Here is a 14565-nt window from a genome sequence, read left to right on the forward strand (position 1 = left end):
TAACATCTATTTTCGAATATAGGAACAAAAGGCATGAGCAAGAAGCTATCTAAAGATAAAATTTTAATCGTTGTGAATCCCGTTTCGGGAGGTATTGACAAAACTCAATACCTAAATAAAGCCAAAACAAGATACCAAAGCTCCTACGCACTGGAAGTTTACCATACTACAGGCAAAGACGATGATACTGCAATTAAGAAGCTCCTGAAGGAGTCTAAAATATCCCGCATTGTGGTGATGGGTGGCGATGGAACTGTAAAATTAGTCGTCCCTTTAGTGGATAATCAAACTATTATAGGCGTGGTTCCATTAGGGTCTTCAAACGGTCTGGCTACGGACCTTGATCTCCCAACTGATATTGAAGAGGCAATTGCCGTTGCGATAAATACAAATACACGATATATAGATACTTTAAAAATCAACGACCATTTAGGGCTGCATATAAGTGATATGGGATTGAATGCAGAGCTGATTAAGAATTATAGTGAAACCAATATACGTGGACATTTTGGGTATGCGATGAATGTCCTGCCCACGCTTTTTAAAAGCGATATGCCTATGAATTTTACCGTACGAGCAAACGAGCAGGTCAAAGAGTTTAATGCGGTGATGGTTGCATTTGCTAACAGTAAAAAGTTTGGTACTGGAGTAACGATCAACCCGGACGGCGTCGTTGATGATGGTTTTTTTGAAATATTGATTTTTAAGAATTTGGATACCATCAATGTACTTAAAACCATCATGGGCAAAATAGACCTAGACTCAGAATTTGTAGAGGTAATTAAAACTAAGGAAGCCCAAGTAAGCTCAGAGCGTGGCGTTAGCTTACAGATTGACGGAGAATTTTGCGATTATGTACAAAAGGTTAGTATTAGCATTCTGCCTAAAAACATATGTATAGCCGTTCCTAAAACCTCTAGTGACAAACAATCATCAATCTGTTAAGGTCTATCTTCCTATTTTTGCCGATCTACTTGCAATGAGGCGTATATGTTATTTTTAATTTCCAATTATCCATACGAACTTAAATTGGCCTTGTTTATCACACAAGGCTTGTTCTGGACAGCTACTTATATAGAATGTGTACGGGTTGGGTTCAAACAAAAAACGTATGCCGTACCTTTTGTAGCCTTATGTCTGAATTTTGGTTGGGAATTCTATTATACGATTCAAGGGTACCTTTCTGAGGGACTTGATGTTACAACTTCTATTAATTTATTATGGCTCAGTTTTGATACCTTGATCTTAGTGACATATTTCAAATATGGAAATGAATTGAAACTTCCTAAGATTCAATTTTATGGCTACAGCATCGCATTTCTAACGCTTTGTGTTGTGGGATATGCAGTGATTGGGATGCATTTTGATCTCGCAGTATCTGCAGTTTATGCTGGATTTGCCATCAATATATTGATGTCCCTACTGTTTATTAGAATGCTCATACGTCGACCAGGAACTAAAGGTCAAAATATGTTTATTGCGGTGTGTAAATGTTTAGGAACGGTATTTATTACCATCGCCATAGGTGTCGTAGGGATCAATAGGATAGGAGGCGTCAAGCCCTTAATACTGTATACTGGTATTCTTATCTTAATCTTGGATTTGGCTTACATTTTCCTTCTTAAACGAGCCAAAGCGTCCCATAAAGCGGTAGTCTAGCAAGACGAATCGATTGCTAAGTAGACCTATGAAAAGTCTCTAGATACAACTGCTCGACTTTTTCACGAGCCCAAGGCGTGCGGCGTAAAAATTTAAGACTGGATTTTATAGTTGGATTTGTATTAAAAGCATTGATCCTAATTTTTCCACCCAGATCATGCCAGCCGTAATGTTCCACAAGTCGTTCTACCATGTCAGCAAGTTTAACGCCGTGTAAGGGATTATTAGGTTGCGTTTCCATCAGTCGACCTCTAATTCCATAGTTTCTTTTACCGCATTGGAATTTCCATTATCATCCACTTTCACAATGAAAAAATGATCGAAATCAGCATCATCTAGCTCACCATAAACTTGATCTTGTTGCAAATCATTAGCGTATTTATTGATGGTATTGCTATGACCGAAAAGCACTACCGTTTTACCGCGATACTGCTCTAACAATGATTTACCATTGACCTGGCTCACATCATAAATTTCTGTATCTAATTTTTTAGCTTTCGCCAGCGGTGTAGCAGTTTGCAGAGTGCGATTGGTGTCTGAGGACAATACGGCGTCCACATCTTTTAAGAAGAAATAATTAACCCATTGATTTGCACGCTGTTGTCCTTGGGCTGTTAAGTCTGGATTTGACCCTTGATTGGTTTTCTTTTCTGCATGACGTATAAAATAGAAAGTGGTCACGCTTTCATCAGTTTCTGCGTCAGATTGTGATGTGGAGTTGTTGCAGGAAATGATCGCAAAACAAAGTAGGTACATTAGTTTTCTCATGGTAGTTCTTCAATTCTTGTAAAAATAAGCAATCGGGTGCAGGATTTTGTAAATCGCAGTTTTATCCACAATATTGTGAAGAATTGTGTTGATTAATTTCGCTTTCGCGAAAGCGAACTCACCTCAACCTTTCCTATATTTCAAGCTAGTACACATGGAAGCCTATGAGCGAGGAAACTAAATATACGGAGGACAATATACGGTCCCTGGACTGGAAGGAACATATCAGGATGCGTCCTGGAATGTACATTGGGAAGCTGGGCGATGGCTCCAGTGCTGATGACGGAATCTACATCTTACTGAAGGAAGTCATCGATAATTCCATCGATGAATTTGTTATGGGAACTGGTAAAACAATCGAGGTTTCCATACAGACAGAACGTGTTATTGTGCGCGATTATGGTCGTGGGATCCCACTAGGAAAAGTGGTAGACGTCGTTTCTAAAATGAATACTGGAGGGAAATATGACAGCCGCGCCTTCAAGAAATCTGTGGGACTGAATGGGGTAGGTACTAAGGCGGTGAATGCACTTTCCAGCTATTTTAGGGTAGAATCCACTCGTGATAATAAAAGTGCGAGTGCAGAATTTGAGCGAGGCGAGTTGACTAATGAGGAACATCTAGACGAGACCAGCCGAAGAAAAGGAACTAAAATAACCTTTGTTCCCGACGAGGATATTTTTAAGAACTACAAATACCGCCCAGAGTATGTGGCGCGTATGCTTAAATATTATGTATTTCTCAATCCAGGATTAACTATTGTTTTCAATGGAGAGAAGTTCTTTTCTGAAAACGGGTTGAAAGACTTACTGAGTGAAAATATCAATGAATCGGATCGATTGTATCCTATTATTCATTTGCGCGCTGAGGATATTGAGATTGCGATGACACATAGCAAGACCCAGTATTCTGAAGAATACCACTCGTTTGCTAATGGTCAGAATACGACTCAAGGAGGTACGCATCAAGCGGCTTTTAGAGAAGCCGTAGTGAAAACCATACGAGAATATTACAACAAAAATTACGAAGCGAGTGATGTGCGCAAGTCTATTGTCAGTGCCATCGCCATAAAGGTGATGGAACCAGTATTTGAATCACAGACAAAAACTAAATTAGGATCTACAGACATGGGCGGCGATCTGCCCACCGTGCGTACTTTTATTAACGATTTTGTCAAAACGCATCTGGATAATTATTTGCATAAAAACCCAGAAACTGCAGATGCGTTACAACGCAAAATCATTCAAGCGGAACGGGAGCGTAAGGAGCTGAGTGGTATACGTAAGCTCGCGAAGGACCGAGCGAAAAAAGCCAGCCTTCACAACAAGAAATTACGTGACTGCCGGGTGCATTTGACTGATAACAAAAAAGACAATTATCTAGAAAGTACCTTATTCATTACCGAGGGTGACTCGGCCAGTGGATCGATTACAAAATCACGGAATGTGAATACCCAGGCGGTGTTTTCATTGCGAGGTAAGCCATTAAATTCCTATAACATGAGCAAGAAAATTGTTTATGAAAACGAGGAATTCAACTTGCTGCAAGCGGCGCTGAATATTGAGGACAGCATGGAAGACTTGCGGTACAATAAAATCGTGATCGCAACTGATGCGGATGTGGATGGAATGCACATACGATTGTTACTGATCACATTCTTCCTTCAATTCTTCCCAGAATTGATTAAAAAAGGACATTTGTACATCTTACAAACTCCACTTTTCAGAGTACGTAATAAGAAGGAAACTAAATACTGTTACACTCCAGAGGAGCGAGCGGAAGCCCTAGCAACTCTAGGTAAAAATCCAGAGATCACCCGATTTAAAGGATTAGGTGAGATCAGTCCTGACGAATTCCAACACTTCATAGGTGATAACATCAGGTTGGACCCTATCATGCTGGACGACAACATGAGTATAGAAGAACTGTTGAGTTTCTATATGGGTAAAAACACCCCAGACCGTCAGGAGTTTATTATTGATAATTTGAAGGTGGAATTGGATGTGGTGGAAGAAGGTTTGCCTTTGTAATCCTATACTTGAATAAAATAAAAGACACAAAATAAAGGAGATAAAGCTTTGAAAAATAAGACTATCATTATCATTTTAGCAGTTGGCGTCTTTTTAATTATCGTAGGCGCATTGTTCAAAATCTTGCATTGGGGTTTTGGCGAAGGAGCATGGGTAAATGGTAATACGATTTTGGCGACTGGTCTAACTCTAAAAGTTGTTGCATTGGTGTCATTCATCACTAAGTTTTTGAATGGGTATAAAAAATAATGAACAGGAACTTTTCTATTATAAGATTTTATTTATCTCAAATAGTACAAATGTCAGTTCGAGCGCAGTCGAGAACAGTTTGGAAGTTAAAGTTGCTGAATGAAACACTATAAAATAAAGGATGAATATTTAGTATTGACTGACTCTAGCTCGTCTATATTAGCAATGCCCTATATAGCTTTGAGCTTTACGGCCGTGAGCTTAATCCTTACCATCATAAGTAATCGGGATCAAGAATCTGATGCGTTTACAGTTTTGACATGTGCTCTATTAATTTTATGTCTATTTGCAATCGGTTGGGCGTTGATTAAAAAAACATACAAAAATCAGTTCGCTATTGCGGACATAAAACAGGTCAGACAAGGTTCAGTAGACCGCTCGTTATTTTATCTAGTTTTGCACAATGGTAAACAGCGAAATCTTAGCGAAGTAAAAGAAAACATAAGAGCTACAGAATTATTGATGATGTTAAGAGAAATAAACCCTTCAATCACCGCCAATTTCACCGAAAAGGAAGTTAAAACCAGATAGATTTTAAAGCAGCATGAGTGAAGACAACGAAAACGAAGAACTAGAAAACTTAGACGACGGCTTTGAAGAACAAGCTACCGAGACCATCACCCGGGTCACGGGCATGTATAAGGAATGGTTTCTGGATTACGCCAGTTACGTAATTCTAGAGCGTGCCGTGCCTGCGATTGAGGATGGTTTTAAACCCGTTCAACGCCGTATCATGCAGTCCATGAAGGATTTGGATGATGGTCGTTACAACAAGGTGGCTAATATTGTGGGCCACACCATGCAGTACCATCCGCATGGTGATGCTTCCATTGGTGATGCTATGGTTCAAATAGGTCAAAAGGATCTATTGATTGACATGCAGGGTAACTGGGGAAATATTCTCACCGGTGATCCAGCTGCGGCCTCAAGATATATTGAAGCTCGACTATCTAAATTTGCACTGGAAGTTCTCTTCAATCCTAAGATAACAGAATGGCAATCTAGTTATGACGGGCGACGTAAAGAACCTATCAACTTACCTGTTAAATTCCCATTGCTTCTAACACAAGGCGCCGAGGGAATTGCCGTTGGCTTAAGTACTAAAATACTACCACATAACTTCAATGAAATTATTGATGCTAGCATCAAGCATCTACAAGGCAAACGTTTCAAATTATATCCAGATTTCCCAACTGGCGGTGAAGCAGATATTTCTGGTTATAACGATGGAATGCGTGGAGGTAAGGTACGCGTGCGGGCAAAAATGCATTCTCCTGACAAAAATACCATTCTCATAACGGAAATTCCGTTTTCTACAACTACCAGTTCGTTGATTGATTCAATCTTGAAAGCCAATGAAAAAGGCAAGATTAAAATCAAAAAAATCGAAGATAACACTGCTGCAGAGGTAGAAATCCAAATTCACTTGCCACCAGGATTATCGCCAGATAAAACCATGGATGCTCTTTATGCTTTCACAAATTGTGAAGTCAGTGTTTCTCCGCTAGGTTGCGTGATTGAAGATAACAAGCCATTATTTGTTGGAGTGACTGAAATGCTGCGTCGCAGTACAGATCACACAGTAGAAATTATACGTCAGGAGCTTCAAATCCAGCTCGATGAAGTAGAAGAGCAGTGGCACTTTGCCTCCTTGGAGCGCATCTTCATTGAAAATCGCATCTATCGGGATATTGAGGAGGAAGAAACTTGGGATGGAGTGATCAATGCCATAGATAAAGGCTTGAAACCTCACATTACTCATTTGAAACGTGCTGTTACAGTGGACGATATCGTTCGTTTGACAGAAATTAGAATTAAAAGGATTTCCAAATTTGACATAGACAAGGCGCAGCAAAAAATCGAGGCTTTAGAAGATCGAATTGCAGAGCTTAAAAAGAATCTGGAAAACCTGATTGATTTTACCATAGCCTATTTTCAGAAATTACAAAAAGACTACGGTAAAGGCCGCGAACGCATGACTGAGCTCAAAGCTTTTGATGATATTGTGGCTAGCAAGGTGGTGATCAGAAATACTAAACTCTATGTAAACAGGGAAGAAGGTTTTGTAGGTACCAGTTTGAAGCGTGATGAATATGTGGGCGACTGTGCTGATATCGATGATATTATCGTTTTCACGAAAAGTGGAACTATGATGGTCACTAAGGTAGACGCCAAGACTTTCGTGGGTAAAGGCATCTTGCATGTGGCGATCTGGAAGAAAAAAGATAAGCGTACCATCTATAACCTTATCTATAAGGACGGTAAAACTGGGCCAAGTTATGTGAAACGCTTTGCAGTAACCAGCATGACTCGAGATAAGGAATACAATATAGGTTATGGAACCGCAGGAACCAGCGTCCATTATTTCAGTGCTAATCCTAATGGGGAAGCAGAGATTGTTACGATCAACCTTCGTCAACAAGGAAGTATCAAGAAGTTAAAATGGGATTTAGACTTTTCAGATATATTGATCAAAGGAAGATCCTCTAAAGGAAATCTAGTAACTAAGTACAACATCAAGAAAGTAGAGCTCAAAGAAGAAGGTGTGAGTACGTTGAAGCCACGTAAAATATGGTTTGATGAAACGGTAAGGCGCTTGAATGTAGACGGTCGCGGTGATTTGCTAGGGGAGTTTAAAGGTGAAGATCGACTCCTAATTATAAACCAAAAAGGAGACGCAAAAACGGTCATACCTGAAGTTACTTCTCGGTTTGATGACGATATGGTAGTACTTGAGAAATGGATTCCTAATAAACCCATTAGCGCTATTTACTTTAATGGCGAGAAGGAGTTGTTTTATGTGAAGCGATTCTTAATTGAAAATGAAGACAAAGAAGAGTCCTTCATATCAGACCATGATAAGTCCTATTTAGAGATTGTATCCACTTCTCATCGTCCGGTAGCAGAGATTGTATATTCTAAACCCAGAGGTAAAGAACAACCACCTAATGAGGAGGTTGAACTGGAAGAGTTCATTGCTATCAAGGGAATTGCAGCACAAGGTAACATGTTGACTAAAGAGAAGGTCAAGCAAATCAATCTTCTAGACCCGTTGCCTTATGTGGAGCCAGATGTAGAAGAAGTTGAGGTGGTAGAAGAAGAGGAAGACGAGAAAACTACAGGCCCAGCAGAGGCTACGACTTCTAAATTAACTACTGACAGTGATGAGACTGATGACGATTCACCTATTGATGACAAAGGACAAGCAAGCCTGTTCTAATTTAGAAGAAGCTCGAATAAATTATAAAAATGGGGTTATTAACTGAATTTAAGGAGTTTGCGGTCAAAGGAAACATGATCGATATGGCTGTAGGTATTATTATAGGTACCGCGTTCAATAACGTAGTGCAAACTATTGTCAAGAAAGTGCTTCTACCACCTATGTCCATGCTCACGGATGGTGTTAATTTTGCTGAACGCAAATGGGTGCTCAAACCAGCTGTAGATGGCGATGTAGCTACTGAAATTGCGATTGGTTATGGAGAACTGATTGAAGTTTCTATTGATTTTCTAATTATAGCGATAGTTGTTTTTATAGTGATCAAATTAATGAACAAACTACGTAAAAGCGCTGAGGACCCTAAAGATCCTAAAGAAGTGACTCCTAAAGATATTGAACTGTTGAACGATCTTAAAGAGCTGATGCAGGAACAAAATAAAATTTTAACGAGTAAATAATTAGTGGGTCAACCCCATATGCACAGGTGTCATAAGAAGTTCGCTTTCGCGAAAGCGAAATAATAACAGAATCCATTAAACCATTGAGCTTTCTCTAAGTCCTAAAGTGGAAGACTTTTAGTGCTGATTTTTTAGCCAAGATCAGCCATAACATATAGTTTTCATTTTAGATTTATTTGATAGCCAAAAGAAAAGCGCCAGAGAAAGACTCTGGCGCTTTTTTAATTGTTAAAATGGGGTTCTAGATTTTCTTAGCTGTCCCACGATAAATCTGATCGCGCCCAGATTGTTTGAACTCAAATGTATAGGAATCCTCTGTTGTGGTTAGGATTTTAAATAGATAGGCTCTACTATCAGCGTTCGTTTTTGGATTGATAGGTATAACGCGCCATTCACAGGGATTGATCCATTCAATGCGTGATGTATCAATTTGATTCTCAAAATATTCTATTTGAAGATCCTCAGTGCGTTCAAATCTAGTTTTTAGTAACTTTCCTCCAGATTCTTGCTCCCAGACAAACGATCCAGTTCTAAAGTCGGAACAATTCCGTTTGTTGGTATAAGTATCACAACTACTGACGGTCAATACCAGTAGGAGCAAAAGGCAACATTTTCCCATAACTATTTTTAAAAATTAGATATAATAATAAGTAGACGAACATGTGTATGAGCACAAGAGCTATAAATGCATACACTGGAACGCCTAACAATTGATAAGGCCAGGTGTAGGTCCATACTCCCATATTGATAGCTACCATTTCACCTATAGCAGGTATGATAAGCGTCAAGACAATCATCAAAACAATACGCTGGACCAAACTGGGATTTTTTAAAAAAGGAACCAGCTGATGTTCTAATTGGTACAAAATGTAAAAGGCCATCATCCATGCAAACGGCAACCAGGCGGGTAATGTGCTATCAATGTAATGGTATTCCCAATAGTCGTTTGACACTCCCCAATACTCTGCAACAATTCCGAAAACTCCAGTCATCAGCATTCCAGTTATTAGAATCCAATTTTTCGTCCCTTCAGGTTTGATCACTTTTACGTAAGCAACATGAAACAATTTGATCAGAATGAGACCCGCCACTATAAATGGATAGGTTTTTAATAATCCAATCGCTACACCAGCAATAGAAACTTTGAGAATTGCTTTAAAAAATTCTATTAAAACCTTAGAAAGTGAATGGAACATGCATCATTGATAAAGTGCAAAAATAATGCATAGCAAATCGTCGCTAACTACCTGTTGTAAAGAATCCCTATTTACAAATGCATTAGGCCATTAAGAATCAAAAGCTTCAAAAGTACAGTCGTCATAAATCAAAATTACTTTTGTGATATTCTTCCCTTTTTTTGAAAGAGTGGATGTGAGTAAATTGGTAGTCTCTGTTGATTCATTTTTAACTGGATCGATAGAGGTGGAGGTATTTGCCTGAGGTTCTTCCAGGCGTTTTTTACCTGATCCTGAATCTGTAGGTGTGACTATTTGAGGACTTTTTTCTAAAACTTCTGATGTAGAGTAGGTGCCTTTACCATTCAGCAACCAATACAAATCGACGTCTGGAAATTGCTTCAATACGGACATGATAAAATCGAGACTTGGCTTATTACGTCCTGACAATATATGTGAAATAGAACTGCGACCTACGCCGATTTGCTCTGCAAAACTTGAAGCATTCAGGTCATGACGCTCCATAATTTGTTCCAATCGCTTCGAAAAGTCTGCCGAATTTACCATGTGACAAATGTAAACATTTGGAGCCGTATATTATGTTTAAACCTGTAAACAATTCACTTTTTCACCTTGTTTCAATACTTTATATTGTTGTTATCACATCAATTAAAGGTTTAGCTATATTAAATCAAAAGCCTGATATAAAGTATGTAGATAGTATGACAGGCATTCGGTTTAGTTTCTTGGCAGTAAGGGGGTAGATATCAGGTGTAAATCATACAGAAATGTTTACAGTAATAAACATTATTTAAAATTGAACAGTTTACATTGGTAAACAATAAGATGTTTACAATTGTAACATGTGCTGTGTTTACTTGAATTCAACTGGTAAGCGCTAACTTTGCTCTTATGATGGAGAATACTCAGCAACAATCTAAGCCTTTGGGTCGGTACTTTACTTACCAAGAATTTGAAGATCAATTTTTACCTATAGTTCAATCTCTTCCTCAGGATACTTACACCTTCTCCTATTTAGGATCGTCTGTTCAAAATCGTTCCATTTACGGTTTGCAAATCGGTCACGGGAAATTGAAGATTCTGGCATGGTCGCAGATGCATGGCAATGAATCTACTTCTACTCGTGCATTATTAGATCTATTACAATCAACAGATTTAGATCAAATAATTAAAGGTGTGTCATTATATATTATTCCTGTTTTAAATCCAGACGGATTAGAAGATTGGACCAGAGTTAATGCAAATGGAGTGGATTTGAACCGAGATGCTTTGGAGTTAAGTCAGCCAGAAAGTTTGATACTAAAGGACGCATTAGATTTCTTTGAGCCAGACCTTGCATTGAATTTACATGGCCAACGCACCTTTTATGGATTGAATAACAGTGTTCTTCCTGCTCAGCTATCATTTTTGACCCCTTCAGGTGATTCCAATAAGCAAGTGACCGATTCTCGTTTACAGTCTATGTCTTTAATAAATGCCGTTGTTGAGCAGCTCTCAAGCTCCATGGGTGCGGGAATTGGTAGGTATGATGATGGTTATAATCCTAATTGTTGGGGCGATCACTGTCAGTCCCTTGGTATTCCTACGGTGTTGTTTGAGGCTGGGCATTCCGGTGACGATTACTCGAGAGATCAAGTAAAAGGTTTTTATCTGGAGAGCTTGAAGATTGTGATTAGCACAGCTAAAAGGAATATGACTTGGAGCGATGACACGGAAACCAAATACTTTAATATTCCAGAAATCCACAAGAGTTACTGTGACATTCTTATTAGAAACTTAAGCTCTAGTTGTAAATCTGTTGACCTCGCTGTGATGTATCACGAGCAGTTGATAGAAGGACAGCTCTGTTTTATCCCTATGATTTTTGCCATCAACGAGCCTAGCATTTTATATGGACATAGAACAATTGACTTAACCTCACACAAAACCTACAACGATGATTTGGTAATTTCTGAGGATATGGAGGTAAGCTCAGATTCACTAAAAATCCGTTCGTTTATTAAATAATCAATAAATCTTCAATAATATTAGGAATACACTGCTTCTATCTGTTATTTTGTATTAAAAATAAGAAGATACTATGAGGGCTAAAATAGATGATATCGACAAGCAGATTCTTGATGTACTAATTGAGAATACGCGTACACCTTTTACAGATATAGCAAAGCGTTTGAATATATCTGCTGGTACTGTTCATGTGCGGGTCAAGAAGATGGAAGAGTCTGGAATTATTCATGGTTCTTCTTTAACGGTAGATTACCGTCAACTGGGCTACAACTTCATTGCTTATATAGGAGTTTATCTAGAGAAAACCAGTCAAACGCAGTTTGTTCTTAGTCGAATTTCTGAAATTCCCTATGTCACCGTTGCTCACATCACCACAGGAAAATTCAATATTTTCTGTAAAATTAGAGCTAAGGATACCACTCATGCTAAAAAGATCATTTTCCAATTAGATGATATAGACGGCGTGAGTCGTACAGAAACGATGATCAGTCTAGAAGAAAGCATCAACGATAAGAAACGATTGTTGCACAAGGTATTTCAAGACCTATAATGATTTTCCGTAGAGATCTGCGTCCTGCAGAATATGCCGCCTATTACGAAGATTACATCAATTCCATACCCCAGGAAACAGAGATGATGATGCTTTTACAGGATTCTTTACAGGAGACTTTAAAGGTTGTAGAGCAAATTGATAAACCTTTTGACCATCGCTATGGTACAGATAAATGGAATATAGGTCAGGTACTTGCACATAATGTGGATACAGAGCGTGTTTTTTCCTACCGTGCCTTGTCCTTTATGAGAGGTGATGCTGCAGAGCTTCCTGGCTTTGATCAAGATGTGTATAGCAATAGCTTGAGGGATTTCGCTTTCGCGAAAGCGAACTTATTAGAATCCATAGAGGTAGTTAGAAGATCTACCATAGACCTATTTGCAAATGCTACACCAGAAGCCTTAGGATATACAGGAGTGGCAAGCGGTCATACTATGGCAGTACGAGCTATACCATTTGTGATTTGCGGTCATTGGAACCATCATATGCGCATTATAAAGGAGTTATATTAACTACTTTTAAGAAAGTCACCTTGATTTTATCACTCCATAAGGGATCTTTTGTGAAGCCTTAACGGCCGTTTCATGAGATATCCAGGCATCTTTGTAACGAACTAATAAAAACGAAGATGATGAATAAGAGAGTAGCAATTTTAGCAACCAACGGATTTGAAGAAATAGAATTAACTAGCCCTATGCAAGCCTTAAAGGATGCAGGAGCTACTGTACATATTGTAAGTCCTGAGAAAAATGAAATTAAATCTTGGAGAGACGGCAACTGGTCTAACAAATATAAAGTTGATAAGCATATAAGTGAAGTGACAGTTGATGATTATGAAGCCTTGTTATTACCAGGAGGAGTTATAAATCCAGACCAACTACGAACCGATGAAAAATCTATAGGTTTTATTAAGGATTTTTTCAAGCATAAAAAGCCGGTTAGTGCCATTTGTCATGGTTTACAAAGTTTAATCAATGCGGAAGTAGTGGAAGGAAGAAAAGTAACCTCGTATCACTCCATTCGTAAAGACTTAGAAAACGCGGGTGCGCACTGGGTAGATGAAGAAGTAGTAGTGGATCAAGGATTCACCACCAGTAGAAATCCTGATGACTTACCAGCATTTAATAAAAAGGTAGTGGAAGAATTAAGAGAAGGAAAGCATGAAAGACAACATGCATAATTGAAATTCAATAAATTAAAAAATCCCATTCGAATCAACGAATGGGATTTTTTATTGGGTATTATTTGCTTTACTGGTTCAGCATTACCGGCATCACGAGCATTGTTACATTCTCGCCTTCATCAAGGCCGTCCACTGGTGTTAATATTCCAGCACGATTAGGAAGCGACATTTCAAGAGAAACATCATCACAAGTCAAGTTATTCAACATTTCAATCAAGAATCTACTGTTGAAGCCTATTTGCATATCATCACCCTGGTAATCGCAGGTTAATCGCTCATCTGCTTTGTTGCTGTAGTCTAGATCCTCTGCGGAGATGTTCAGTTCTGCTCCAGCCATTTTCAAACGTATTTGATGCGTGGTCTTGTTAGAAAAGATGCTCACACGTCTTACACTGTTCAAAAACTGAGTTCTTGAAATGGTCAGTTTGTTAGGATTTTCCTTAGGGATTACTGCTTCGTAATTAGGATACTTACCATCAATAAGTCTACAGATGATTGTAGTATTTTCAAAAGTGAATTGAGCGTTGCTATCGTTGTACTCAACAAGAACTTCAGCTTCAGTTCCTTGAAGAATGGATTTAAGTAAATTCAATGGTTTTTTAGGCATGATGAATTCCGCAGTCTCATTTGCGGCAAGATCTTCCCGACGGTAGCGTACTAGTTTGTGAGCATCAGTAGCTACAAAGGTTAGTCCATCGCTAGCAAATTGGAAGAAAACCCCACTCATCACGGGTCTTAAATCATCATTTCCTGCTGCAAAAATGGTTTTATTGATAGCGGTAGCCAGTGTATCTCCCATGATAGAGGTGCTGCTAGGATCTTCAAGACTTACTGCTTTTGGAAACTCCTCAGCTGGCGCACAGGCGATTTCTGACTTCCCTTTATCATGGCTTACCGTCATCATAGTACCTTCTGCATGAAAAGTTAGCGGTTGTTCAGGAAAGGTTTTCAGGGTATCTAATAATAGACGTGCAGGTATAGCAATATGTCCATCATCTTGACTTTCCACTTCTAATCTCGTAATAATTGTGGTCTCCATGTCAGATGCAGATACCTTCAGTTCATTGCCTGTAAGATCAAAAAGGAAATTATCGAGAATAGGCAATGTGTTGTTATTATTGATCACGCCACCTAAAAGCTGCAGGTTTTTCTGTAGATAGGAACTGGAAACTATAAACTTCATTCTTTAATATTATGGTTAGCCGACAGCGCTTTAAAAACACTTTTCGGTATAAATTTTGT

At 38.7% G+C, this 14565-nt stretch carries 17 protein-coding genes; 11 read left to right on the forward strand and 6 right to left on the reverse strand.

The window, feature by feature from the left end; translation table 11 throughout:
* Nucleotides 1–33 precede the first annotated feature (33 nt).
* Nucleotides 34–945, forward strand: coding sequence for a diacylglycerol/lipid kinase family protein (locus NMS_RS10220; protein ID WP_041496615.1), 912 nt, complete (start codon nucleotides 34–36; stop codon nucleotides 943–945).
* Nucleotides 946–990: 45 nt separating this feature from the next.
* Complete coding sequence (locus NMS_RS10225; RefSeq protein WP_052476904.1) at nucleotides 991–1659, forward strand: transmembrane-type terpene cyclase; 669 nt, start codon at nucleotides 991–993, stop codon at nucleotides 1657–1659.
* A gap of 16 nt (nucleotides 1660–1675) precedes the next feature.
* Here the strand turns inward: NMS_RS10225 and NMS_RS10230 are convergent, their stop codons facing one another.
* Entirely contained in the window at nucleotides 1676–1900 is a 225-nt protein-coding gene (locus NMS_RS10230) for a VF530 family protein (RefSeq protein WP_041496616.1), read from the reverse strand.
* On the reverse strand, nucleotides 1900–2427 hold the full coding sequence (locus NMS_RS10235; RefSeq protein WP_041496617.1) for a SixA phosphatase family protein: 528 nt from the start codon (nucleotides 2425–2427) through the stop codon (nucleotides 1900–1902). The genes NMS_RS10230 and NMS_RS10235 overlap by 1 nt, the downstream gene beginning before the upstream one ends.
* Nucleotides 2428–2591: 164 nt before the next feature.
* On the opposite strand from NMS_RS10235, the gene NMS_RS10240 reads away from it, so the two are divergent.
* The 5 genes from NMS_RS10240 (at nucleotide 2592) to mscL (ending at nucleotide 8384) form a co-directional block, all read left to right on the forward strand.
* Nucleotides 2592–4457 (forward strand): DNA topoisomerase IV subunit B, encoded by a 1866-nt coding sequence (locus NMS_RS10240; RefSeq protein WP_041496618.1) that lies wholly within the window; start codon nucleotides 2592–2594, stop codon nucleotides 4455–4457.
* Between the two features lie 48 nt (nucleotides 4458–4505).
* Nucleotides 4506–4706, forward strand: a complete 201-nt coding sequence (locus tag NMS_RS13850; RefSeq protein WP_148311375.1) for a GldL-related protein — start codon at nucleotides 4506–4508, stop codon at nucleotides 4704–4706.
* A 99-nt stretch (nucleotides 4707–4805) separates the two neighbouring features.
* Nucleotides 4806–5237 carry a hypothetical protein gene (locus NMS_RS10250; RefSeq protein WP_041496620.1) on the forward strand — a complete coding sequence of 144 codons (432 nt, stop codon included), beginning with the start codon at nucleotides 4806–4808 and terminating at the stop codon, nucleotides 5235–5237.
* 13 nt (nucleotides 5238–5250) lie between these two features.
* Nucleotides 5251–7926 (forward strand): DNA gyrase/topoisomerase IV subunit A, encoded by a 2676-nt coding sequence (locus NMS_RS10255; protein WP_041496621.1) that lies wholly within the window; start codon nucleotides 5251–5253, stop codon nucleotides 7924–7926.
* 29 nt (nucleotides 7927–7955) lie between these two features.
* Complete coding sequence (gene mscL / locus NMS_RS10260; RefSeq protein WP_041496622.1) at nucleotides 7956–8384, forward strand: large-conductance mechanosensitive channel protein MscL; 429 nt, start codon at nucleotides 7956–7958, stop codon at nucleotides 8382–8384.
* Between the two features lie 241 nt (nucleotides 8385–8625).
* Here mscL and NMS_RS10265 read toward each other — a convergent pair whose 3' ends face one another.
* The 3 genes from NMS_RS10265 to NMS_RS10275 all read right to left on the reverse strand — a co-directional run bounded on the left by NMS_RS10265 (nucleotide 8626) and on the right by NMS_RS10275 (nucleotide 10126).
* Nucleotides 8626–8985, reverse strand: coding sequence for a DNA topoisomerase IV (locus tag NMS_RS10265; protein ID WP_231862382.1), 360 nt, complete (start codon nucleotides 8983–8985; stop codon nucleotides 8626–8628).
* Nucleotides 8957–9580, reverse strand: a complete 624-nt coding sequence (locus NMS_RS10270) for a DUF6989 domain-containing protein (RefSeq protein WP_052476906.1) — start codon at nucleotides 9578–9580, stop codon at nucleotides 8957–8959. The genes NMS_RS10265 and NMS_RS10270 overlap by 29 nt, the downstream gene beginning before the upstream one ends.
* Before the next feature lie 90 nt (nucleotides 9581–9670).
* On the reverse strand, nucleotides 9671–10126 hold the full coding sequence (locus NMS_RS10275; protein ID WP_041496624.1) for a helix-turn-helix domain-containing protein: 456 nt from the start codon (nucleotides 10124–10126) through the stop codon (nucleotides 9671–9673).
* A gap of 345 nt (nucleotides 10127–10471) precedes the next feature.
* On the opposite strand from NMS_RS10275, the gene NMS_RS10280 reads away from it, so the two are divergent.
* The 4 genes from NMS_RS10280 to NMS_RS10295 all read left to right on the forward strand — a co-directional run bounded on the left by NMS_RS10280 (nucleotide 10472) and on the right by NMS_RS10295 (nucleotide 13320).
* A complete protein-coding gene (locus NMS_RS10280; protein ID WP_041496625.1) occupies nucleotides 10472–11587 on the forward strand; it encodes a M14 family zinc carboxypeptidase in 1116 nt (371 codons plus the stop codon).
* Between the two features lie 73 nt (nucleotides 11588–11660).
* Entirely contained in the window at nucleotides 11661–12137 is a 477-nt protein-coding gene (locus tag NMS_RS10285; RefSeq protein ID WP_041496626.1) for an Lrp/AsnC family transcriptional regulator, read from the forward strand.
* Nucleotides 12137–12652 (forward strand): DinB family protein, encoded by a 516-nt coding sequence (locus tag NMS_RS10290; protein WP_041496627.1) that lies wholly within the window; start codon nucleotides 12137–12139, stop codon nucleotides 12650–12652. Before NMS_RS10285 ends, NMS_RS10290 begins: the two co-directional genes overlap by 1 nt.
* A 119-nt stretch (nucleotides 12653–12771) precedes the next feature.
* The gene (locus NMS_RS10295) at nucleotides 12772–13320 is read left to right on the forward strand and encodes a type 1 glutamine amidotransferase domain-containing protein (protein WP_041497661.1); all 549 of its coding nucleotides are present in this window, start codon (nucleotides 12772–12774) and stop codon (nucleotides 13318–13320) included.
* 70 nt (nucleotides 13321–13390) lie between these two features.
* On the opposite strand, the gene dnaN is transcribed toward NMS_RS10295, so the two are convergent.
* Entirely contained in the window at nucleotides 13391–14506 is a 1116-nt protein-coding gene (dnaN, locus tag NMS_RS10300; RefSeq protein WP_041496628.1) for a DNA polymerase III subunit beta, read from the reverse strand.
* Between the last annotated feature and the right edge of the window lie 59 nt (nucleotides 14507–14565).

The sequence above is a fragment of the Nonlabens marinus S1-08 genome (genome assembly GCF_000831385.1).
Classification (GTDB): domain Bacteria; phylum Bacteroidota; class Bacteroidia; order Flavobacteriales; family Flavobacteriaceae; genus Nonlabens; species Nonlabens marinus.